The organism is Streptomyces sp. NPDC002838 (assembly GCF_040295365.1).
GTDB lineage: Bacteria > Actinomycetota > Actinomycetes > Streptomycetales > Streptomycetaceae > Streptomyces.
On record NZ_JBEOVF010000028.1, the window covers coordinates 51,631 to 73,391 of the forward strand.

Annotated in this window: 22 protein-coding genes and 5 pseudogenes; 16 read left to right on the forward strand and 11 right to left on the reverse strand. The window is 69.1% G+C overall.

The genetic code is table 11. The features are described 5' to 3' along the window. The first annotated feature begins 125 nt into the window (after positions 1-125). Positions 126-842 carry an SDR family NAD(P)-dependent oxidoreductase gene (locus ABT063_RS30500; RefSeq protein ID WP_351062847.1) on the forward strand — a complete coding sequence of 239 codons (717 nt, stop codon included), beginning with the start codon at positions 126-128 and terminating at the stop codon, positions 840-842. Between the two features lie 460 nt (positions 843-1,302). Here the strand turns inward: ABT063_RS30500 and ABT063_RS30505 are convergent. From ABT063_RS30505 to ABT063_RS30515, 3 genes and pseudogenes are all read right to left on the reverse strand, one after another. After that, positions 1,303-1,542, reverse strand: a pseudogene (locus tag ABT063_RS30505) (alcohol dehydrogenase); the annotation flags it as partial. Positions 1,543-1,801: 259 nt separating this feature from the next. Beyond that, positions 1,802-2,638: an alpha/beta hydrolase gene (locus tag ABT063_RS30510; protein WP_351062849.1), complete on the reverse strand. Its 837-nt coding sequence runs from the start codon at positions 2,636-2,638 to the stop codon at positions 1,802-1,804. A 121-nt stretch (positions 2,639-2,759) separates the two neighbouring features. Then, on the reverse strand, positions 2,760-3,164 hold the full coding sequence (locus ABT063_RS30515) for a nitronate monooxygenase (RefSeq protein ID WP_351062710.1): 405 nt from the start codon (positions 3,162-3,164) through the stop codon (positions 2,760-2,762). A 112-nt stretch (positions 3,165-3,276) separates the two neighbouring features. Between ABT063_RS30515 and ABT063_RS52355 the strand changes: the two are divergent. After that, positions 3,277-4,136, forward strand: a pseudogene (locus ABT063_RS52355) (IS630 family transposase). A gap of 298 nt (positions 4,137-4,434) precedes the next feature. Here ABT063_RS52355 and ABT063_RS30535 read toward each other — a convergent pair. Genes ABT063_RS30535 through ABT063_RS30545 form a run of 3 tightly spaced genes read right to left on the reverse strand, consistent with a single transcriptional unit; the run spans position 4,435 to position 6,886 of the window. Further along, the gene (locus tag ABT063_RS30535; RefSeq protein WP_351062717.1) at positions 4,435-5,007 is read right to left on the reverse strand and encodes a transcriptional regulator; all 573 of its coding nucleotides are present in this window, start codon (positions 5,005-5,007) and stop codon (positions 4,435-4,437) included. Between the two features lie 20 nt (positions 5,008-5,027). Beyond that, the gene (locus tag ABT063_RS30540; RefSeq protein ID WP_351062719.1) at positions 5,028-6,599 is read right to left on the reverse strand and encodes a helix-turn-helix domain-containing protein; all 1,572 of its coding nucleotides are present in this window, start codon (positions 6,597-6,599) and stop codon (positions 5,028-5,030) included. Beyond that, on the reverse strand, positions 6,596-6,886 hold the full coding sequence (locus ABT063_RS30545; protein WP_351062721.1) for a helix-turn-helix transcriptional regulator: 291 nt from the start codon (positions 6,884-6,886) through the stop codon (positions 6,596-6,598). The genes ABT063_RS30540 and ABT063_RS30545 overlap by 4 nt, the downstream gene beginning before the upstream one ends. Positions 6,887-7,268: 382 nt before the next feature. Between ABT063_RS30545 and ABT063_RS30550 the strand changes: the two genes are divergently transcribed. Further along, positions 7,269-7,508, forward strand: a complete 240-nt coding sequence (locus ABT063_RS30550) for a hypothetical protein (RefSeq protein WP_351062723.1) — start codon at positions 7,269-7,271, stop codon at positions 7,506-7,508. On the opposite strand, the gene ABT063_RS30555 is transcribed toward ABT063_RS30550, so the two are convergent. Next, positions 7,465-8,493 carry a PIN domain-containing protein gene (locus ABT063_RS30555; protein WP_351062725.1) on the reverse strand — a complete coding sequence of 343 codons (1,029 nt, stop codon included), beginning with the start codon at positions 8,491-8,493 and terminating at the stop codon, positions 7,465-7,467. The two genes, ABT063_RS30550 and ABT063_RS30555, sit on opposite strands and share 44 nt — an antisense overlap. Before the next feature lie 487 nt (positions 8,494-8,980). Here ABT063_RS30555 and ABT063_RS30560 point away from each other — a divergent pair, with 487 nt between their 5' ends. Both ABT063_RS30560 and ABT063_RS30565 read left to right on the forward strand, forming a co-directional pair. Beyond that, complete coding sequence (locus tag ABT063_RS30560; RefSeq protein WP_351062726.1) at positions 8,981-9,736, forward strand: replication-relaxation family protein; 756 nt, start codon at positions 8,981-8,983, stop codon at positions 9,734-9,736. Beyond that, positions 9,627-9,980, forward strand: coding sequence for a hypothetical protein (locus tag ABT063_RS30565; RefSeq protein ID WP_351062728.1), 354 nt, complete (start codon positions 9,627-9,629; stop codon positions 9,978-9,980). The genes ABT063_RS30560 and ABT063_RS30565 overlap by 110 nt, the downstream gene beginning before the upstream one ends. A 147-nt stretch (positions 9,981-10,127) precedes the next feature. Here the strand turns inward: ABT063_RS30565 and ABT063_RS30570 are convergent, their stop codons facing one another. Both ABT063_RS30570 and ABT063_RS30575 read right to left on the reverse strand, forming a co-directional pair. Then, a complete protein-coding gene (locus tag ABT063_RS30570; RefSeq protein ID WP_351062730.1) occupies positions 10,128-11,114 on the reverse strand; it encodes a sensor histidine kinase in 987 nt (328 codons plus the stop codon). 353 nt (positions 11,115-11,467) lie between these two features. Next, positions 11,468-12,154: a response regulator transcription factor gene (locus ABT063_RS30575; protein ID WP_351062732.1), complete on the reverse strand. Its 687-nt coding sequence runs from the start codon at positions 12,152-12,154 to the stop codon at positions 11,468-11,470. A 248-nt stretch (positions 12,155-12,402) separates the two neighbouring features. On the opposite strand from ABT063_RS30575, the gene ABT063_RS30580 reads away from it, so the two are divergent. The 9 genes and pseudogenes from ABT063_RS30580 to ABT063_RS30620 all read left to right on the forward strand — a co-directional run bounded on the left by ABT063_RS30580 (position 12,403) and on the right by ABT063_RS30620 (position 18,428). Further along, positions 12,403-12,963, forward strand: coding sequence for a peptidoglycan-binding domain-containing protein (locus tag ABT063_RS30580; RefSeq protein WP_351062734.1), 561 nt, complete (start codon positions 12,403-12,405; stop codon positions 12,961-12,963). 345 nt (positions 12,964-13,308) lie between these two features. Then, a pseudogene (locus ABT063_RS30585) lies at positions 13,309-13,722 on the forward strand (tetratricopeptide repeat protein); the annotation flags it as partial. Between the two features lie 248 nt (positions 13,723-13,970). Then, on the forward strand, positions 13,971-14,819 hold the full coding sequence (locus ABT063_RS30590) for an IS5 family transposase (protein WP_351062735.1): 849 nt from the start codon (positions 13,971-13,973) through the stop codon (positions 14,817-14,819). Positions 14,820-14,931: 112 nt separating this feature from the next. Beyond that, positions 14,932-15,213 (forward strand): hypothetical protein, encoded by a 282-nt coding sequence (locus ABT063_RS30595; protein WP_351062737.1) that lies wholly within the window; start codon positions 14,932-14,934, stop codon positions 15,211-15,213. 66 nt (positions 15,214-15,279) lie between these two features. Further along, positions 15,280-15,660 (forward strand): annotated as a pseudogene (locus ABT063_RS30600) (MFS transporter); the annotation flags it as partial. A 125-nt stretch (positions 15,661-15,785) separates the two neighbouring features. Further along, the gene (locus ABT063_RS30605) at positions 15,786-16,286 is read left to right on the forward strand and encodes a hypothetical protein (RefSeq protein ID WP_351062851.1); all 501 of its coding nucleotides are present in this window, start codon (positions 15,786-15,788) and stop codon (positions 16,284-16,286) included. Further along, positions 16,283-16,627, forward strand: coding sequence for a transcriptional regulator (locus ABT063_RS30610; protein ID WP_351062738.1), 345 nt, complete (start codon positions 16,283-16,285; stop codon positions 16,625-16,627). Before ABT063_RS30605 ends, ABT063_RS30610 begins: the two co-directional genes overlap by 4 nt. Beyond that, a complete protein-coding gene (locus tag ABT063_RS30615; protein WP_351062740.1) occupies positions 16,624-17,556 on the forward strand; it encodes an ABC transporter ATP-binding protein in 933 nt (310 codons plus the stop codon). The genes ABT063_RS30610 and ABT063_RS30615 overlap by 4 nt, the downstream gene beginning before the upstream one ends. Before the next feature lie 11 nt (positions 17,557-17,567). After that, a complete protein-coding gene (locus ABT063_RS30620) occupies positions 17,568-18,428 on the forward strand; it encodes an ABC transporter permease (RefSeq protein ID WP_351062742.1) in 861 nt (286 codons plus the stop codon). A gap of 54 nt (positions 18,429-18,482) precedes the next feature. Here the strand turns inward: ABT063_RS30620 and ABT063_RS30625 are convergent. After that, positions 18,483-18,826, reverse strand: a pseudogene (locus ABT063_RS30625) (GNAT family N-acetyltransferase); the annotation flags it as partial. Between the two features lie 185 nt (positions 18,827-19,011). Next, entirely contained in the window at positions 19,012-19,215 is a 204-nt protein-coding gene (locus ABT063_RS30630) for an NUDIX domain-containing protein (RefSeq protein ID WP_351062744.1), read from the reverse strand. 273 nt (positions 19,216-19,488) lie between these two features. Between ABT063_RS30630 and ABT063_RS30635 the strand changes: the two genes are divergently transcribed. After that, the gene (locus ABT063_RS30635; RefSeq protein ID WP_351062746.1) at positions 19,489-20,493 is read left to right on the forward strand and encodes a sigma-70 family RNA polymerase sigma factor; all 1,005 of its coding nucleotides are present in this window, start codon (positions 19,489-19,491) and stop codon (positions 20,491-20,493) included. A gap of 519 nt (positions 20,494-21,012) precedes the next feature. Next, positions 21,013-21,585 (forward strand): dihydrofolate reductase family protein, encoded by a 573-nt coding sequence (locus tag ABT063_RS30640; RefSeq protein ID WP_351062747.1) that lies wholly within the window; start codon positions 21,013-21,015, stop codon positions 21,583-21,585. The last annotated feature ends 176 nt before the right edge of the window (positions 21,586-21,761 follow it).

The window sequence follows — 21,761 nt, forward strand, 5'->3', positions numbered from 1 at the left end:
CGAGTCATTGAGCTCTGCCATCTCTTGTCAGTAGCGGTGATCGAACGCAGCTCGATCTCATAGAAAGGCTGGATCATGAAAAAGTTGATGACGGAAGCCATTCGGCGGGGGGCGTCCGCGTGACGATGGAGAACGACGTCGTCCTGGTCACCGGCGCGGGCTCGGGTATCGGGCGGGGGGAGGCCCAAGCCTTTTACGAGGCGGGAGCTCGAGTGGTCCTCGCCGACATCGACCTGGCGGCGGTGACCGCCGTCGCCGAGGAACTCGGAGAGAACGCGCTGGCCATTCGCCTGGACGTCACCGACAAGGCCGAATGGGCGTCGGCCCTGGCAGTGGTCGAGGACCGTTGGGGGGTGGTCACGGTCCTCGTGAACAACGCCGGCATCTTCCGCGGTGCGCCATTGACCGAGCAGGACGTCGAGGGCTGGCGGCGCATCATGGACATCAACCTCGTAGGCCACCTCCTCGGCATCCAGGCCGTGCACCGCGGAATGAAGCGGAACGGTGGAGGGGTGATCATCAACACCTCCTCAACCGCAGGCATGGGACCGGCGCCGGGCCTGTCGGCATACGGCGCCAGCAAATGGGCCATTCGCGGACTCACCCGCACGGCGGCTGTTGAGCTGGCGGACGACAACATCCGGGTGAACGTCATTGTGCCGGGCATTATCGCGACCCCGGCTGCGAAGGCGGCCGGGTTCCCGGACGTTGTCCCGAACCAGCCAATCGCCGCCCTTGGCCAGCCGCGCGACATCGCGGCGATGGCGGTGTTCCTCGCCTCTCCCGAGGCCCGGTACATCACCGGTGCCGAGTTCTTGGTGGACGGCGGAGCCAATGCATAGTTGAAGCGCGCATGAAAAAAGCCGCCCAATAAGGCTGCTCCTAATAGTCCAGTTGCAGTTCGCTATCGCCGCTGGCCAGGAGCTTTTTTCGAGTGTAGCGAGCTGATGGGCCGTCATGTGGCGGGAGTTCGTGACCGGCGGCCCTCAATCGCTGTTGTTCTGATCGCGCAAGATGATGTGGCGGGCCCATCGAGTTCGTCGCGCATACCGCACCCCAGGCTGCCCGCCGGAGCCCTCGTATCCCGCGGATGCCGCTGCTGTGCTCGGCGCGTCGACCGGAGCATTCGTCCTGACCGCCGCCGATCCTCGCCGCCAGCACGTCGCTGCCCCCGCTGGACATTCCGGTCGGGACGCTCACGTCGTCCGTTCCGGGGTCGTATCCGCTGTGGCTGCCGGGGCGACGTACGGCGACACGCCGCAGGCCCTGGCGGATCACCCGCCGGGGCCTGTCGGTCGAGGCTCAGATGGTCGCCGTGTCGATCACGAACCGGTACCGCCCATCGCTCGCCAGCACCCGCTCGTACGCCTCGTTGATCTCGGAGGCGGTGATCCGCTCGATCTCCGCGCCGATGCCGTGCTCGGCGCAGAAGTCGAGCATCTGCCGGGTCTCGGGGATGCCGCCGATCATCGATCTGGCGAGGATCTTGTTGCCGCCGATGAGGGAGAACGGGTGGAAGGCGACGGGCTCCTCCGGGACGCCCGACGCGCTTCACCTCGTCCGTTGAGCAGCGCCGGATCCAACTCGGCCCTGCCCCGTAGCATCAGTCCGCTCCACATGGGCCACCTCGGACGATACTTTCGAGTGCGATCAACGCTTCCTGTCCTGCAGTTCGCCGCCTTCCGGCCACCCCTTACTCAGGTTGAACTCGTGGAGTCCGGTGGTCCGGTGGTGAGCCGAAGCACGATAGGTGTCACCAAGGCAGCGTGTTGACACCAGGACTGTCGGCCCCTGTCAGCGGTCAGGCGGTGAGTGCCGTGCGCAGGGTGGTGGCCATCAGATCGATGGCTTCCTTCCCGGCCGGTACCGGGCCGGTGTGGGTGAAGTAGTGGTCGACACCCTCGAAGCAACGGTGGGTGACCGGAACGCCGGCAGCTTCCAGGGCCTTGGCGTACGCATCGCCCTCGTCGCGCAGGCGATCGTTCTCCGCGGTGATGACCAGGGCGGGCGGCAGCCCGGCGAGGTCGTCGGCCAGTCCGGGCGACACCAGCGGATGGGCCAGGTCGGCGGGATCAGAGACGTAGGCGGCGGTGAAGACCCGCATGAGCTGAGGGGTAAGCAGGGGCTTGACGATGGGTGACTGCTTGGTGGCCGGGTCGGCGAGCTGGTCGAGCAGTGCCGAGTCGATGATCTGGAGGCGGGGCGTGAAGGTGCCGCGGTCCCGAGCGGTGCGGCAGACCGCGGCGGTCAGGTTGGCCCCGGCGCTGTGTCCGCCCACGGCGAGTCGCGAACCGTCCCAGTTGTTGGCGGTGCCGTTCTCGGCCACCCAGGCGGTGACGTCGTACGCCTGGGTGACGGGTACGGGGTACGGCCGCTGCGGGGCGACGGCGTAGTCCACGTTGATCACCACGCAGCCGGCCGTGGCGGCTATGTAGCGGCAGATGTGGTCGTCCTGCTGGGGGCGGGCGATCACGAACCCGCCGCCGTGGAAGTTGACGTACACGGGGGCAGGGGCTGCGGCGGCGGCCGACGGGCGGTAGACGGTGCACGTCACCGGTCCGGCGCCGGTCTCCACCCGGATGGATTCCGTGCGCTTCGGGATGTCGGTGAAGCGCAGATCCTGGTGCACGCGGCTCATCATTCGGCCGAGCAACAGCTGAACCCCTCTGGCCTGGATTCTGGGCCTGAATGACATAACTGGAACCCATCGCTACAAAGTTAAAGTATCAGGATTCCTGATAATGGAGGCTCGTCGCTGATCACGCAAGGGGCAGCCACGAGCCGACTGCCGAAGGGGGGATGGACGCTCCAGCCGTAGCGCCCCGCCTGTTCGTCCAGGCCCCGTGTGGCTCCAAGCCCACCTGGCTGCGTCCGTCGGAGGCAGCCAAGGCCGCAGCAGCGGCCTGAGCCCCGGTCGGGTCCGCTCTCCTGGTGCGCAGCAGAACGGTGCCGACCATGGCGGCCACCGCGCCAGCGCGCAGCGCGGCCGTCACGTCGGCGGCGGTGGCGATTCCGCCCGCGGCGATGACGGGCAGGGCGACGGCGTGGCGGACGGCGGCGACCAGGTCGGGAAGCTGGACGGACTCTCGATCTTCGGTACTGGTGACAGAAAGGCTGCCGAATGAGCATCTGTGACAAGCCGAATGCCTCGTTGGTGCCAACAAGGCTGCCTCGCCCCGTCCTGTCGGCCAGCTCGTCCGGCTTCACCGGTGACAAGTACTGGGCTTCGGCTCAGGTGGCCGTGACGGTTCTTGATCGTTGCGGTACGACGTCGTCATGCGGTACGCGCATGGTGGCGGGCTGACGCCCAAGGAGCAGGAAAAGCGGGAGCGGGTGCGCCTTGAGGCGGCCGAGCGGTTCGCCCGCGGTGAGAAGACCGAGGTCGTCGCGGGAGAGCTTCGGTGGAAGCTGTTGCGGCGGCACGGCTGGTCCGCGCAGGTGCCCCTGCGGCGGGCGATCGAACGCGACGACGAGGCGATCGAGGTGTGGAAGGCTAAGGTGTGGCCGCAGGTAAAAGGACCGCGGCGGACCTGGGCGCCCACATCTGCTTCGAGGACGAGGCAGGCCAGGGGCTGAGGCCGCCGAAGGGACACACCTGAGCACCGCGCGGAGCACGGCCGGTGGTGCGGGTACGCGGCCGCAACCGAGGACGGGTCAACATCGCCGGCGTGGTCTGCTACCGCGCCGGACACCGCTCCCGGTTCTTCTTCAAGCTGCACATCTGGCACGGGCGCCGGGGAGAGCCGAAGGCGTTCTCCTGGCGCCAGTACCGCGATCTGATCGTCATGACCCACATCCAGCTCGACACCCCGGTGGTGTGGTGCTGGGACAACCTGAACGTGCACCTGGTGAAGGAGCTGGCGGACTTCGCCGAGGAGCACCAGGACTAGTTACAGATCTTCCAGATGCCCTCTTACGCACCGGAGCTGAACCCGGCCGAGGGGATCTGGTCGCTCCTCAAGCGGCACTTGGCCGACTTCGCCGCCGCCGACCTCACGCACCTCACCCGCGTGACCAAGCGGAAACTGAAGAAGATCCGGTACCGGCCTCATCTGGTCGACGGCTGTCTGCCACCCACCGGCCTGACCATGGACGAGGACGCGATCAGACCGCCGGACTCCACGAGTTCAACCTGAGTACCTGCAGGGTGCCCGATGTGACCCGCCTATCCCTCGGCGAGTTGGACGCGACGGACAATCCGCGAGGGCGTATTCGACCCGGATTCGCCCCGGAGGGGTTTTTAACTGCGAAACATGGCTCTGTCGCGTAAATAAAGAGCGGCAGACGAGTCGGGCTGTGCGCCGGGTCTGCACGATGAGGTGGCGGCGTTTGCGGCGCTGGACAGCACCCGCTCGCCTTGGCGGAGAAGTCCAGTCGACCGGGCGATGCCACTCGCTGCCGGGGTGGGCACGCGACATGCGAACTTACGGGGGGTCAGGCGGCGAAGCCGATGCTGGTGACGTACTCGTACTGGCCCCATTGCGATCCGAGGTCGACGATCTGCTCGATCCACGCGTCGTCCAGGGCCCGGTCGTCGCCGGTGGACCAGGCTGCGACGAGGGCCTCCCAGTGGCGGATGTTGAGGGTGCGGAATTCCACGACCCGCTGGTGGGAGGGACGCACGCCGGACTGGTTGAGCGGGTGGATCTCGACGCGGGTGCCCCGGCCGGCGCGGTTGAGGCGGGCCAGGAGGTAGCGGGCGACGTTGCGGCGGCGGACGGTGCGGTAGGCGTCGTCGATCCGGGCGAGGTTCTGCTTCGTCGGGCTGCGGGTGCCGGCCAGCCATGCCTTCAGGGTGCGGTCGGTGACGGTCAGGCCCGCGTCGTAGGCGGCGGCGCGGGCGTGGGTGGTGCGGGTGAGGTAGTGCAGGCGGGCCATGAGGCCGCGCCGGGTGGTGACGGGGGTGGCGATGAAGTCGGCGAGGGCGTCGAGCTGACGGGCGACCGCCTCGTGACCCTTGATTCCGCTGGCGCCGTACTTGCCGAACTCGGCTGTGCGCTCGGGCACTTGAAGGTCCTTCTTCCCTGTCAGTTCTCGTCGTCGGCTTCTTGGGCGGCGGCCGGGTCTGCGGGCGCGGCGCCAACGGTGTAGACGTCCTTGACCTTCACCTCGAAAACCCCGCGGCCCTCGGGGAAGACACGGCGCCAGGTGCCGATGACGTGGAGTTCGTCGGTGCCCATCGCGCGGACGACCGTCAGGCCCTCGTCGTGCGCCTTGTGCGCCTTCATCCAGAGGTTGGCGAAGGCCTGGGAGCGGATGAGGTGCATCCAGTCCGGGCGGTACAGCTCCCGGTTGTAGTTCGACTCCCCCATCGTGGAGACGAACTTGGAGTACATCGCCTTCACATACTCCAGCGTCACCTCGTCGCCCTCGGCGAGCGCCCGTTCCCGGGCGTCCTTCAGTGCGATACGGAACTTCTCCAGCAGGCTCTCGGTCGCGCCCGAGGTGAACGACTCGTGGATCTGCGGCGGTTCACACAGACCGTACTTGGGGCCGGACAGGCGCAGCAGCAGGCGCAGGGTGGGTTCGGTGACCCAGAGCGGGCCGGGCTCGTCCCGGTTGCCGATCGGGTTGGGCAGGTACGCGCCGTGCTCCCATGCGGGCGGGGTGATCAGGTGGACGCCGGCGCGTCGGCGGTCGTGGTGGTTGCCGGTGGAGTGTTCCAGCTGGCCGATCGGCAGGTGCGTCTTGAGCGCGCTGAGGTAGGCGCCGTTGATGTCCAGGGCCGTCACCTGGTGCGTGCCGGACGGCAGTTCGGGGCGGGTCCACTTGGGGCGGGCCTCCCAGATCCGGTCGGCGCCGCGGGCGGAGGGCTTGCGCAGGATGTCCGGGATCCAGGGGTGGGCGACGATGGTGTAGCGGCCGCCCTTGCGGCAGTTGTCCAGCAGGGCCATCGCGTCCGGGATCGCCCGCTTGACCAGTGCTGCCGTCGCCGCCTCCACATCGCCCTCGTGTCTGGCCAGCGCGGCCGCGACGACTTCTGCGATCGGATCCGGCAGGTCGGAGACGGCCCGCACACGGCGGGCGACAGACGTGGTTCTCACCGGCGCGGCGGGGCGGGACGGACGGCTCGCCGGGACAGCCGTGGCCGGCGGGGCCGGTTGCGGCGCGCACGCGGCGGGGTCCAGGTGCTGCGGGAATCCGGCGACCTGGTGGCGGGCGGGCTGCCCGCACAGGACGCACGGCCGGGGCACTCCCAGGTCCTCGACGTCGTCGGCTTCCGGCGCCGGGTACGGCTGATCAGCCGTACCCGGCTGCTCCGCAGCCCTCGCAGCGTCGCCGCCCGACGTGGCCGGCCCGGCTTGAGGGAGATCGGTGTGAGCAGCGGTTTCGGCCTGCCGGGCGGCATCCAGGTCGGCGAGCTTGGCCTGAGCGCCTTTGAGGAAGTAGGCGTAGCGCTCACGGACGTCACCGGCCGGGTCGCGGCCCGCTTCCCAGCCGCCGACCGTGGAGGGGCTCACCCCCAGCGCCCGGGCCACCTGCGCGCGGGAGAGCTCCAGCGCTTCACGCAGGGCGCGGCGCTGCTCAGCCGGGGGCAGTTCGGCCTCTTTGCGGGCCGCGGCGAGCAGGGCGTCGATCGCCTCGAACTGCGGCTTCACCGCGCCTCTCCCTTCACGGGCGGCCGTCGCCGTCCGGCACGGCGCTCGTCGGGCAATGCCTCGCACGCCCGGGTCGGGCCCGCCAGGAAGTCCAGGACATCCATGCCGTAGTGCACGGCCAGCGCCTCGCAGTCGGCCAAACTCCAGGCTGCGACTCCCGACTGACGGCGGCTCACCTGCGCCTGCGTCACTCCCAGCGCCTCAGCCAGTCTCGCCTGCGACTCACCCGAGGCATGCATCAGTGCCGCCACCACCAGCCGCACCCGTTCCGGCAAGGACATTCCCATGGCTCTCACCCTACCAGGGTCATGCGATTTATGCATCATTTATGAGTGATTCGCATAGCTTTCTTGCGGTGGCCCGCGGCCCGGGAGCGCTGGGCACGGCCGGGCGGCAGGAGGCGGGCGCCGCGGTGCATCGGGGCTCCGCGCCCGGGCACACCGCCGCGGCCAGGTGTCCGAGAGCGGAGTCTGTCCCCACTGTGATCGCGTGGTACGGGTCAGGGCACCAGCGGATTGTCCCGAGTGAGCTCGATGGTGTGCATCTGGCGGCGCAGCTGCGCGGGCAGGGATGGCAGGTCGTTGTCGACGATGATGACCTGGTGCGGGCGTGCGTGCGGCGTGTCGCTGCGGGCGCCGGCGATGTGGTCGAGGAAGTGCGCGTACAGCCGTGCGATCAGCTGCTGGTCCTCGTTGCCGTATTCCCTCCAAGGCGCACATCGCCACCGTGCTGGGGCACTTCGCGCCGCTGACCGCCGCCGACCTGAGCGGGGAGATCGGCGCCGAGATCCCCGAAGACCTCTGCGATCTGCTGATCACCACCGACATGCTCGCCGAAGGCGTCAACCTCCAGCAGGCCGGCGTCGTTATCCACTACGCCCGGCGCGGAAACGCAGTTGGGCCTCGATGAAGTGCAGGCCCTGCTGCCCGCCGCGCGGGAGAGCGCCGCGGAGACGCTGCCCGACGCCGTCGTGGACCCGGCCCGGATGCGCCGGTCCGCACCGCCCACCACGGAACTGCGTCTGAGCGCCGAAGGCCCCCACGACCAGCCCTCCCCCGGTCTCGGGACGCTGATCAACATGGAGGCAACAGGGCGGAGGCCACGAAGCGGTCGTCGGGCACGTCCAGGTCGAGCCAGTTCGGCAGCCCGTCGCCCTTGGGTTCGATGTGCTCGAAGATGGCGTGCACATCACCGGCCACCCGTCCCGTACGCCTCGCAGCACGTTTCCGTTGGTTCGCAGGCCTTTCAGGCGGCGCTCGGCCTTCTTCGCCGCATCCCGGATGTCGGGGTTGCGGCCGGCGAGCTTGTGGTCGTCCAGCTCCCGCAGGACAACGGGCAGCAGGTGGACCATGTACCGCTTCCCGAGCAGCGGCGTGTAGATCACCACGTCGGGGTCATCGAGCAGCATGTTCGTGTCGACCGCTACACGCACCGCCCAGGCGTCATCCGGCAGGAGCTCGCCCAGCTTCCGGAGCGTGGCTACGGCCGCCTTGACCTTGTCGATGGCCTTGTCGATGGCCTTGTCGATGGCCTTGTCGATGCTGGCCGGCACGGTGGTGTCCCGGGGACGTTCAAGCCAGCGCTGCAGCAGGGCAAGGCTCCCGTCGAGGCGCTTGGTGACCTCGGGCGTCGGGTGCGGGAACAACAGCCGGAACAACGGTTCCCACTCCCGTACGCGCCCCAGCAGTTGCATCCTTCGCGCCTCGAGTTCGGGGCCGCTGGGTACCCAGCCCCACTTCGCGGCACCGACGTACACGATGCCGCTGGACCGGCGGTTCGGGTCGATGTTCCGGATCTGCGAGTCCGCGAGGATTGCCAGGAAGTCAGCTTCGATCAGCTCCAGGTCCGCCATGAGACGGTCCAGATACGTCGGCGGGGCTTGCGTCGATGCCATCAGCCGATGATGCCGCACGCCTCTGACAGCCGTTTCCGTCCACGAGATTCCCGTCCGCAGCCGCCCGCCCAGGCCCTCCCACGACGATCCCGCCGCTCTGCCGGCGGGCTGGCGCGGAGGCCCCGCCGACGCGCAACCGAGACACGCGCGCGCGATCCCCTCGCCCGCCGCCGGGCCTGTCCCAACCCACCCACTTCTCTGTTCTTCCTGCTGCGGGGCGTGGACTCGGGGGCGTAGAGGGGATGTCGGCCTGCCGACCACGACCTCACCAGCGTGGTGACCCGCTGGTTTGCGGGCCGGTGCGCCCGAGTGCGCGGCCGGTTGTCGGCCGGGTTGTCGGTGGGGATGTCGGCCTGGTCGACGGCATGTCGCTTCGTAACCGTGGTCGGGCCTCAGGGCTCTGGTCGGGGCCGGCTGCTGGCCTGTCCGGGACGCGCGGCGCCGGGCAGGACGGCGCCGCACCGGACGGGAAGCGGGCGGATCCGTGATGATCGGCGTGGATGCGGGCAGCGGGGACCGGCTGGCGCTGGGCGTGCTGACGCAGTACCGGATGGCCACCACCGAGCAGACGCACCGGGTGATCGCCCCCTCGGTGCGCATCGAGCAGACGAGGCGCAGGCTTGCCAGGCTGCGTGCCGAGGGGCTGGTCGACCGCATCACCCTGCCGCAGGCCGGACGGACCCGGGTGCGGTTCCCCACCCTGTACGGCGTGCAGCTCGCCTCCGAGTGGCCCGAGCTGCGCGGGCACCGGCCCTCCAGGACCGTGTCCGATCCGACCGCCGTACGGCTGAAGGCCGGCCACACGCTGACCGTGACCGAGACCGCGCTCATCTTCCTCGAGGGCGCCCGCCGCCGCGGCGAGCTGTGCCGGCCGCTGGACTGGATCCCCGAGGTCCACCACCCGATCGGGAGCGGCGAGGCCGTCATCCCCGACGCCCTGCTGTACTACCGGCGCGGCCCCGTCGACGGCGACAACGGGTCGATGCTGCGGGCGCTCGTGGAAGTCGACCGGGCCACCATGGGCCCCGAACGCCTCGCCGCCAAGCTGACCTCGTACGCCCGCCTCTACCGCAAGAAGGAGTCACCCCCTGATGCCGGTGTCCGCCAGGACCGCCACCAATCTCCGCGAGGCCATGGCCCGGCTGCTGGCCGGCGAGCCCCTGCACACCGACGGCGCCCTCACCAAGGAGAACCTCGCCCGAGAAGCCCAGGTCAGTCACGCGACCGTCCACCGCGCCGATGACATCCTCGCCGAGTGGAACGCCAAGGTCACCCGACCCGTCCTCCGCACCCCCGGCGAGGTCGCCCGGGACGAGACGATCGCCGAGCTCCGCAAGCAGCTTCGCGAGGCCAGAGCCGAGATCACGCAGCTCAACGGCAAACTCGACGCCCTCGCTACGGTATCCACGGACCTCTACCACGAGAACCTCGCCCTGAAGAAGCGCGACAGCGACCGCAGACTCGCCCCTCTCCCCTCCGCCAACTGACAAGCTGCGTAAGTGCCCGCTTCTCAACTCGTCCGAGGATCTTGCCGTCCCGCTCGCGCAATGAAGCCGGAGCTGGTCGCAGGTGCCCATCCCTGCCGGCTCACAGTGGTGTCCGGCACGGCTCCTTCTGAGGATCTCGCCCATCGCTCACGGCAGAGTGTCCTGGGTGGGGAGGCGGAGGGTGAAGTGCGCACCGTGAACGCTGGGTGTGAGGGTGAGGGTGAGGGTGCCGTGGTGCGCGGTGGCGATGCGGTGGGCTATGGCCAGGCCGAGGCCGGAGCCGCCGGCGTCGCGGGTGCGGGCGTCGTCGAGGCGGGTGAAGCGCTCGAAGACCCGCTGGTGGTCCTCGACCGGGATGCCGGGGCCGTCGTCCTGGACGTCCAGCACGGCTTCGCCACCGTCAGGGTCGTGGCTTAGGCGGACGGTAATGGTGCTGTTGGCGTGGCGTTCGGCGTTGTCGAGGAGATTGCCCAGGACGCGGGCGAGCAGGCTGTAGCTGCCGTACACAAGGACAGGGTCGGTCGCGATGTGCGGGAGGAGGGTGAGGTGGGAGGGGGTGGGCCGGCGCGTGAGTTCGTCGCGGACCAGCTCGGCAAGGTCGAGCACGCGGCTGTGGGGTGGGGTGGCGTTGGTGGCGTCCAGGCGGGCCAGCAGGAGTAGGTCGGTGGTCAGATGCTGCAGGCGCAGGGTGTCGCCCAGGGCGTCGGTGATGACTTGCGGCCAGTTGGCGTTCTCTGGCCGGTTCAGGGCGAGCTCGAGTTCGGCGCGCAAGGCTGCCAGAGGTGTCCGCAGTTCGTGGGAAGCATCGGCGACAAACTGGCGCTGCTGGTCGACCGCAGCCTGGAGCCGATCCAGAGTGTCGTTCATCGTGGTGGCCAGCCGGGCGATCTCGTTTCCGGCCCGGGGTACCGGGACCCGCCGGTCGAGGTGATGGGCGCTGAGGTCGGCGAATTCAGAGCGGATGGCTTCGACGGGGCGCAGCACCCGACCGACCGCGAGCCATGTGCTGCCTGTGATCAATAGGGTGAGCCCCAGAGTGCCTCCGGCCAGGGACCACATGATGGTGTTCAACCGGGTCTGGTAGACGTCGAGGGAATGAACCACCTGCATGTCTTCGTCGAAGTGGCCTCGCATGGGCGGGGATTCCTGGGGGTCGGTCCACGGTATGAGTGACAGTGCAGGTTCGAGTCCTTCGTCTGTATCGCCTGCTGAGAGACAGATGGTGAATCTGTGTTCGCCTTCTGTCATGTCGAGAACCGGATGCCGACTACAGGGCGGGGCGACTCCCGGGGTGTAACCGCCCGGCGGACTGAGCGAGATGGTCTTTTGCTGGGCCTCCTGGAAGAGCGTCATCTTGACGGTGATACCGACCGAAACGACACACGCGGTCAGCGGGACCAGCGTGATGCATGCGGTTAGCAGGGTGATCCGTATGCGCATCGTGCGCGGACGGAGCCACCGCAATATCGGCCGGAGACGCGGCCGTCTCATGGGTGGGCGCCTTCTACGGCCTCCAGGCGGTAGCCGATGCCGCGGACAGTGTGGATGGTGCGGCGCCTGAAAGGGGTGTCGACTTTGCGGCGCAGGGTGCTGACGTAGACCTCGACCACGTTCACGTCGCCGCCGAAGGTGTGGTCCCACACGTGCTCCAGGACTTCGGTCTTGGAGACGGTCTCGCCCCTGCGGCGGGCCAGGTATTCCAGGACCGCGAACTCCCGCGCGGTCAGCGGCACCGGCGTGCTCCCGCGCCGGCAGCTGCGGGCCGCGGGGTCGATCTCCAGGTCGCCGACCCGGATGACGGCGGGGCGTTCGGGGCTGCCGCGGCGCAGCAGGGCCCTCAGCCGGGCGGTGAGGGCGACGAAGGAGAACGGCTTGGTGACGTAGTCGTCGGCGCCAGTGTCCAGGCCCTCGGCCTCGTCGTACTCGCCGTCCTTAGCGGTCAGCATGAGCACCGGAGTCCATACTCGGGCTTCCCGCAGCCGCTTGCAGAGCCGGTAGCCGTTCAGGCCGGGCAGCATCACGTCCAGGACGATGGCGTCGTAATCACTGTCCAGCGCCAACTCCAGCCCGTTAAGCCCGTCATGGGCCATGTCGACGGCGTACCCCTCGCCCACGAGCCCGCGCCGCAGCAGTTCAGCCAGCCGCGGGTCGTCCTCCACCACCAATATCCGCATGGCACACAGGATGACCCACAGGCGCGGCGGGGTTCCTGAAGAAGTCTTCAGGGACCTTCAGGGTCCTCACAGCTCCCTCATGGCACCGTTCCTCCACAGCAATGGGGGAAAGCAGCAGGGCGTTTTGAGGACCACTCGCCCGCTTCGGTACCAACGTCGCTCGTGCGTCCCAGCGGGGAGGCGCAGCCTCGGTTTTACCCCGTCGCGTGAACAACACACCGCACGACGTCAACGGGAGGGAACCACCCATGAGTCTTCGATCAGTACGCGTCCGCTTCGCCACCGGCGTAGTCGGCGCCTTGGCGGCCGGCGCGCTCACCCTGAGCGCGTCCCCGGCCTCCGCCGCAAAGAGCGATGGTTTCGTGCGCGGCTACGACACCTACAAGGGCGACTGGGGCGACGAGGGACCCATGGCCTTTGGCTTCCAGGAGCACAACGAATCGAACGCTGTGTGCCTGTGGCAGAAGATCCTGTGGGCGGAGGGCGCCACGGAGGAGAACGGCACATCCTTTGACCAAGCAGACGTCGACGGCGAGTTCGGCCCGAACACGGATGCTGCGACCAGGTCGCTGCAGGCCAAGTGGAAGCTGACCATTGACGGCGAGGTAGGCAACAACACCTTCGGCCGCGCCGACGACGAGCTCAGGGTGACGGGCGGCAGCGAGGCCAGGGGGAAGCAGCTCAACATGACGTACTACGGCGACAGCCACAGCTTCTCCGTGGTGCGCAACAGCGAGGGCAAGTACTCCTTCAGGGACGGTGACGACATCTGGCGCATCGCCGGATACGACTACCGAACCTGTAGCTGACGCTCGTCCCTTAACCGCGTAATCCGCCGGGCGGCAGGGAAGGTTCCGCGCAACCTGCGGCAGGCCATGGGCGCTGACAGCCCCTGGCCGGACTTCAAAAGGACAGACTCCCAGAGTCCGGCAGTTACAGACTCCGGGAACTGACTGGTGCCCGTACCGGACGTAGCCGGTACGGGCCCTGACGTGTAACTGGCCACCTCCCCCAGCAACCGCGCCCCCGCCTCTTTTGCCTTTGCCTTCTTCGTGGCCCCGGGCCTGGGGTTCCCGGCTTCCGGACCAGGCGTGACTTTTGCCCATGTCGGCCATGCCCTGGACGTGGGTGGTCACCGGGCCGGGAGGCACCGGTTGACCGCTGATAGGGGCACGAGCGTCAGTCCATCTGGCAAGGTTGCCGACAGCTGGTGCCACGTCGAGGGCGGCGCGGAGGCCCTGACTCAGTACCGTGCCCTGGTCGATGACCGCACCCGCGTCCACGGCCCCACTCACCCCGAGACCCTGCGCGCCCGTCACGGCGTAGGTGTCGACCTCGGCCGCCTCGACCTCTGGGAGGAGGCCCTCGCCGAGTCCCGCGACGTCTGCGCCCTCCGCGAGCGGGTCCTCGGCCCGGACCACCCCGACGCGCTGGGTGGCCACAGTGACGAGGCCCATTGCCTGGAGCAACTCGGGCGCGAGCACGAGGCAGCTGAGCTGTACGGGAGGGTAGCGGCGTTGCGGCAGCGGGCGGCCGACGAGAGGATTGAACGCTTTGAGGGCGAATAGGTTGCCGTACTTCGTCAGCCCGGTACCCCCAGCTCCGCCACGAAGGATGAAGTTGGCCAACGCTTTCTGAGACAGATCGCTCAGTGGTTGAGTCGGTACTCATGCCTCGGCACCGTCGTCTCAGGTGAGACAGCACAACCTCTGAGTGGGCGGTTCGTGAGTCTTTGAGTGGCTCTGCTGTCGCCTGATGGTGTGGCGGCGGGGCGGAATCTGCCGGTCCGCGCTTGTTGGTCTGGTGATGCGACCGGGTGAGTGAACGCAAGCCGTACCCGAGTGACTTATCGGACGAGCAGTGGGCGTTGACCGAGCCGGTGATCACTGCGTGGAAGGACCGGCACCGCTCGGTCAGCGGCCACCAGGGCGCCTCCGACATGCGGGAGATCGTGAACGCGATCCTCTATCAGGGGCGGACCGGCTGCCAGTGGGCCTACCTCCCGCACGACCTGCCGCAGAAGAGCGCGACCTACTACTGCCTCGCCGCCTGGCGGGACGACGGGACCGACCAGGTCATCCATGAACTCCTGCGATGCCAGGTCCGTGAACGCTCCCGGCGATTAGAGGACCCGACCCTGGTGGTCCTGGACACCCAGAGTGTCCACGTGGCCGCCGGGGTCCCCGCCGCCACGAGTGGCCACGATCCGGCCAAGCGGGTGCCCGGCCGCAAGCGCGGCCTGGCCGTGGACGCCCTCGGCCTGGTCATCGCAGTCGCCGTCCTCGCCGCGAACACCCATGACAACGCCGCGGGCATCGTCCTGCTGGACCAGGTCGCCGAGCACGCCGGCGGAACCGTCCGCAAGTCCCTGGTTGACCAGGGCTTCAAGAACCAGGGCGTCCTGCACGGCGCCGGCCTGGGGATCGACGTCGAGATCGTCGAACGCAACCCGCAGGACAAGGGGTTCGTGCCGCAGCCGAAGCGGTGGAGGGTCGAGCAGACCTACGGGATCCTGATACTGCACCGGCGCCTGGTCCGCGACTACGAGCACCGCCCCTCCTCCTCCGCCTCCCGCGTCTACTGGGCCATGACCCACGTCATGACCCGACGCCTCACCGGCGCGAACGCCCCCACCTGGCGCGAAGAACGGGCGGTGGCAGCGTGAACCTCCGACCCCTGCTCGATGCCCTGGACCTCCAGGAAGACGCCGCCCGGGCCTGGCCGAGGACCTTCGCACGCAGATCGACGGCCTGCAGACCCGGTCGCGGGAGGCCGAGATGCACCTGGAGCACCTCGCGATCACCCGCAAGACCGTCACCGGCCTCGCCGACCGGCTCCCGGCCGTCGCGCCGGACCTGCCCGAGCACCCGGACTACCCCCGCATCCTCGCCGCCTTCAACCACGCGACCGGACCGCTACGGGCCAAGGACGTCTGCGAAGCCCTCGGCCACGAACTGCTGCCGAAGAACGTCGAAGGCACCCGCGCCAAGCTGAAACGCCCGGTCAAACTCGGCATCCTCACCGAGGCCGATACTGGCAACTTCGCCCGGAAGCAATAGCCGACGGAACCTCCGCCAGCAACCTTGCTCCAACCTCAGCCGGACACGGACATCACCTTACGAACCGCCATCTCACTGTGGCTGTTCGCCCTGCTCATGGTCCCGATCGGCATGTTCGGCATGACGATCAACGTCACCGCCAACAGCAGTGTCCAGATGAGCACCGACCCGGCCATGCGGGGCCGTGTGATGGCCCTGCACATGATGGTGTTCATGGGCGGCGCACCCCTGGGCGCGCCGATCGCGGGCTGGATCACCGACGCGTACGGCGTCCGGGCGGGCCTGGCGGTCGGCGGCGCGATCGCGGCGACCGCGGCCGTCGCGATCGGCCTGGTCCTGGCGCGGGTGGGGGGCCTGCGGCTGTCGGCGGGCTGGAACCACGGGCATCCGCGGGTGCGCTTCGTGCCGCGGGAGCGGCGGGACGAGCGGCTGGTGACCGTGGCCTGACCGTCGTAAACGTCGCGGCTCCCGCCCCCCAGTACCGGCAAACCTCCGACTTGCCTATCAGGAAAGCCAAGAGTAACTTTCCTGGTAGGAAAGTAATCGGGGACGGGAGGGCGATGGCCGTGAGCATGCCGGTGGATGCCGAACAGGCATGGAAGGATCTCCAGCGCATCCGAGTGCCGCAGGAGCGGGTGTACGACGAGTTCGAGCGCTCCGTGTCCGGCGGGCGCGGCATGACCTACGGCACGGCCGCGCTCATGTGGGTGTTCCTTGCCGGCGTGGGCATGGACCTGCCCCAGTGGGGCGTCGGACTGTTCATAGCCGCCTACGCCGGCCTGTTGAGCGTGCTGGTCGTGATGAGCAGCCGCAGGAGCCGGATGCAACTGCACCACACTCGCTGCCCCGGGCGTACGTGGGCCGCGTTCGGTGCGGCGGCGGTGCTGGTCGGCGGGACGATCGTGCTGTCGGACCACCTGACCGAGCCACTGGAGCCGATCTACGCCGGCCCCATCCAGGCCACGGCCGCGGTGGCCGTGTACCTGCTCTCCCTCGGTCCCGCCAACCGCTGGGCGGCCGACTCGGTGCGGAGCGGCGGCGAACCGGCGGCCGACGAGGAGGCGGGCCGATGAGCACCCCCGCCGGCTTCGACGAGCTGATCCACCCCGCCACCCGACTGTCGGTGGTCGCGCTGCTCGCCGCCACCGAGTGGGCGGACTTCGCGTTCGTCCGCGACAGCCTCTCGCTCAGCGACTCCGCGCTCTCCAAGCAGCTGCACACCTTGGAGAGGGCCGGATACCTGGAGACCCAGAAGGAGGGCGGCGGCCGCAACCGCCGTACGAAGGTACGGCTGACGGACCGCGGTCGCACCGCCTTCGAGGGACATGTGGCGGCACTCCGGGCCATCGTCGACAGCGCCGGACCCGCGACCGGGGCGGCACCACAGCAGCCCCACGCGGAGGCGGGCCGATGACGACGTTCGGGCGCACCGACGTCCAGCCCGTGATCCAGGTACGCGATCTGACCATGGCGTACGGCGATGTCGACGTCCTGCGCGGCATCGATCTGGACATCCACCGCGGCGAGGTCTTCGCGCTGCTCGGGCCCAACGGCGCGGGGAAGACCACCACCGTCGAGATCCTGGAGGGCTTCCGGCAGCGCTCCGGCGGGGAGGTGAGCGTCCTCGCTACGGATCCCGAGCGGGGCGGCGACGCGTGGCGAGCCCGGATCGGCCTGGTCCTTCAGTCCTGGCGCGACCACCGCCGCTGGCGGGTCGCCGAGCTGCTGAGGCACTTCGCGACCTACTACCCCGACCCGCGCGACCCGGCCGAACTGCTGGCCCTGGTCGGCCTCACCGACCAGGCCGGCCGGCAGGTGGACCGGCTGTCCGGCGGCCAGCGCCGGCGCCTCGACGTCGCGCTCGGCATCGTCGGCCGCCCCGAACTCCTCTTCCTGGACGAGCCGACCACCGGCTTCGACCCTCAGGCGCGGCACGAGTTCCACGTCCTGGTCGAACGGCTGGCCCGCGACGAGGGCGTCACCGTCCTGCTCACCACCCATGACCTGGCGGAGGCCGAGCGGCTCGCCGACCGGATCGCCATGCTGGTCGGCGGCCGGATCAGGGCCTGTGGCACACCCGCGGAACTGGCCCGGCGAGCCGCCGCCCAGGCCAAGGTCCGCTGGACGGCCGACGACGGGACGCCCCGCCGCGAACGCACCGAGGACCCCTCACGGCTGGTCTGGGAACTCCACCGGCACGCGGCCGGCCCGATCGCCGACCTGGAGGTCCGCCGCCCGACGCTGGAGGACACCTATCTGCACATGGTGCACCGGGAGGCCGATGGCACGGATGGGGCCGACGGCACGGACAGGGCCGCGGACGAGGAGGCACCGGCCGCATGAGGGGGACGCACATGACGAACAGGACGAACAGCTGGCGTGCCGGGCTGCAGCGCGGCGGCATCGAGCTGCGGCACCTCCTGCGCAACGGCAAGGAGATGTCCGGCCATCTGGCCAACGTGGTCGTCGCGCTGCTCGTCGCCGCCTACATCGACGACGACGTGCCCGGCACCGGGACCCCGATGACTCATCTGGTGCTGGCGGGCTTCGCCGCCTACCTGCTGTTCCAGGTCGGGCTGATCAACCTCCCCCAGATCCTCGTGACCGAGCGGGAGGAGGGCGCCCTGCTGCGGCTGCGCGCCACGCCCGGCGGGATACCGGCCTACCTCGTCGCCAAGTGCCTGGTGGTGGTCGTCGTGGCGGTCGGCACCCTGGCGCTGCTCCTGGTCGCCGGGGCGCTGCTGGTGGACGGACCGCTGCCGCACGGGCCGGGCGCCTGGCTGACGCTGCTGTGGGTCACCACGCTCGGGCTGCTCGCCGTCGTACCGCTCGGCGCGGCCATAGGCGCCGTACTGCCCAACCCCCGCGAAGCGCTGGCGTTGATCATGCTGCCGACGATGGGGCTGCTGCTCACCTCAGGGGCGGTGTTCCCGATCACCGCGCTGCCCGTGCCGGTGCAGCACGTGGCCGCGGTCTTCCCGCTCAAGTGGATGGCGCAGGGCCTGCGTTCGGCGCTGCTCCCGGACTCGGCACGGACCGCCGAGGCGGCAGGCTCCTGGGAACTGCCCATGGTCGCCCTGGTCCTGACCGCCTGGGCAGCCCTAGGGTTCCTCCTCGCGGTGCCCCTCCTGCGCCGCGCCGCCCGCCGCGAGTCCGGCTCCCGCCTGTCCGCGCGCCACCGCAAGGCGGCGCAGAGCGGCGCGCTGCCCGCGTAGGCGGCCTTGCGGCCACCGGGCTACGCCGTGGCCTGCCTCGACGGCACGGCCCACCTAGACCCTGCGGGCCAGCACCTGCCCCGGCCAGTCGTTCGTCCCCCTGTAGGTCTCGGTGCGGACGAAGCCGTTGCTCTCGTAGGAGCGGACGAGCTTGCCGCCGTCGCCCGCGTAGCAGTCCACCCGCAGCAGCGCGACGCCCGCCCGCCCGCCGGGTCACCTCGGCGGCGTGCGCGAGCAGGGCGCTGCCCACGCCGAGCCCTGTGAAGCGGCGGTCGGGGGGTGGCGGCGGGCACGCCGTCGACCTCGGCGATGAAAACGTTGCCCTCGTCCATGTGCCGGGCGACCGACTCCACCGTCTTCGGGCGCTCCGAGAGGGGCGTCGTCCCCCACTGCCCCGTGCCTATAGGCGCGCCAACTACCCTGCGCAAAAACCGCCACCACACTCAGCTCACTGCGCAGTACAAACAGCCAGCTCAGCCCACGTACCACCCGTGGCCGGCCCCTCAGCCCCGCACCGGCTGCCTCCACGAGGCGAACACACTGCCCAGTACAGCTGAGCAACAGCACGCCACAATCAAGATCATTAAGTAAGCGCAACAGCCACGACACACCGCAGTTCGCGACGCAGTGCGGCAAGCGGCGTCTCGTCCTGCTCGATCCCTCCGCCCGGAGCTGCCCACACCACCGTTCCCGCCAGCTCCGGAGTCGCGAACCGACAGAGAAGGATGCGGTCGTCCTCGTCGAGGATTGTCGCGCGTACTGAGTGACGCAGGTTCACGGATGGCATCCGGACACGCTAACCGCCTGGGTCAAGGGTGATGCGATCAGACAGGTGGGCCGAGCCCAGTAGCTCACCGTCACTGGCCACAGAAGCTGAGCCAGAACCCGAGAACGGACAGCACTTGTCCGCGGATCTGGCAGGCAGTCGGCGTCCGCCGGGAATCGAAATGTTCACGGATTCGGACAGCACCGGCAGGCAGCGGTTCTGCTGATGCGACTTCACGGCGTGGATCGAGCCGTTGAAGTGCTGATCTTGTCAGATCTGGCTAGGGTGTCGGCGGTGTCTGTGACCAGGGATCGTGACGACGTGGCCGAGCGGCTGGAACCCTTCCGCCGGGAGCTGACGGCCTTTTGCTACCGCATGCTCGGCTCGGCCTTCGAGGCCGAGGACGCCGTCCAGGAAACCCTGGTCCGGGCCTGGACGAAATTCGACGGCTTCGAGGGCCGCGCGGCGCTGCGCACATGGCTGTACCGGATCGCCACCAACGTCTGCCTGGACATGGCCCCGGCCGCCCAGCGCCGGGCCCGGCCGATGGATCTGTTCTCGCCGGGCTCGGCCACCGCGCCGAAACTCGCCCAGCTGGAGGAGAACATCTGGGTAGGGCCGATCCCCGACGAGCGGGTGCTCTCCGGGAATCCCGCCGAGGTCGCGGTGGGCCGGGAGACGATCCGTCTGGCCTTCGTCTCGGCGCTGCAGAAGCTCCCGGCCCGCCAGCGCGCAGTCCTGATCCGGCGCGAGGTACTGGCCTGGTCGGCGGCCGAGACCGCCGAGCTGCTGGAGGCTTCCGTCGCCTCGGTGAACAGCGCCCTGCAGCGAGCGCGAGCCACGCTCGCCGCAGGCGGCGGCGTGCCGGAAACCGACACCTTCAAGCCGCTGGACGAGACACAGCAGGCCCTGCTGGCGAGGTACGTCAGGGCGTTCGAGGCGTTAGACATCGACGGGCTGAAGAGGCTCCTGCACGAGGACACTGTCCTCAACATGCCTCCCTACCAGATGTGGGTGCGGGGAGTCGTGGAGCTGGGCGAGTGGTGGCTCGGCGCCGGCTGCGGCTGCGGCTGCGGCTGCCGGGGATCGCGGATGCTCCCCGTGGAGGCGAACGGCACGCCCGCGTTCGCCCAGTGCCGGCCAGCCGAGGACGGCAACGGTTGGACCCCGTGGGGCATCACACTGCTGGAGATCACCGACGGCCGGATCAGCACCATGACCAACCACATGAATGTCGAGCGGTTGTTCCCGCTATGGGGGCTGCCCATGCGCCTCACCGCCCACACCGCGGGGATCTGACGACTCGCCGCCCCCGCCTTCGGCACCTCACTCAGCCCGGTCAGCGCCAGCAGCCGCAGCAGAGGCCAGACACCGCGCAGCACCAGGTCCCGACCGACGCGCCGCGCGGCCAGGCGTAGCTGGGTGAGGTGGTCGAGATCGGCCGGCCTGGGCCGCTCGAGAGCGGACACGTCACAGACGACGACCGCCACGTCCGGACGGTTCGCCACCAACGCGGCCAGCTGGTCACAGAGGGCCAGCCCAGCCCCGGGAGGGAGCCGACCGAGGGTGAGCTCCACGGTCTTCATACCGGCTCAGACTGCCGACCGGGCGGGGATTCACCGGCCGCACGACCGCCTGCTCGGCGGCCCGCCGAAAAAATTTTTGGGATTCTCCGTCCGATTGCGATGAGTTCCGTCGGCGCGCCCCGTCTGACCCGGTGCAGCAACCGAGATGGTTGGTGCGCTGCGGCCGCGAGTGCGGCCAGAGCGTGCACGACCGAATCCGCTTGGAACAGAAACAAGCCACGGAGGAACTTCCATGCGTACCTTGATCAGCACCGCGTTCATCTCGCTCGATGGCGTTCTGGAAGCCCCGGGCGGCGAGCCCGGTTACCGGAACTCTGGGTGGACCTTCAAGGACATCGAGTTCCTCCCCGAGGCGTTCGACATCAAGGGCCGTGAGCAGAAGGAAGCCACCGCGATACTGATGGGCCGCGTCAGCTACGAGGCGTTCAGCCCGGTGTGGCCGGACATGGAGGATTTCGCCGACTACAAGCTGATGCCGAAGTACGTCGTCTCCACCACTCTCACTGAGGACGACCTGGTGTCGAACTGGGGCGAGACCACGATCCTGCGCTCGCTCGACGACGTCACCGCGCTGAAGAAGACCGAGGGCGGCCCGATCATCGTCCACGGCAGCGCCGCCCTGAACCAGAGCCTTTCGGACGCCGGCCTGATCGACCGTTACCACCTGCTCGTCTTCCCGCTCCTGCTCGGAGCGGGCAAGCGTCTGTTCAGCGCCACGGACAAGGACACCCAGAAACTGAAGCTTGTCGAGCACGAGGCCTACGCCAACGGCCTTCAGAAGAACGTCTTCGACGTCGTCCGCTGACAAGACTCCCGCGCCCGCCCTGCCGCCGAAGTGATCGATGCAATCGCCTGGAGGTTTCAGACCGGGGGCGCGTGGGCGCGGAGTGTCCCGCAGAACCCACGCTCGGCCCCGTGCTGTCCGTTCCCATGAACATCGAACACGCCGACCGCGGGGCGCCTCCCAAACTCATGAACGAC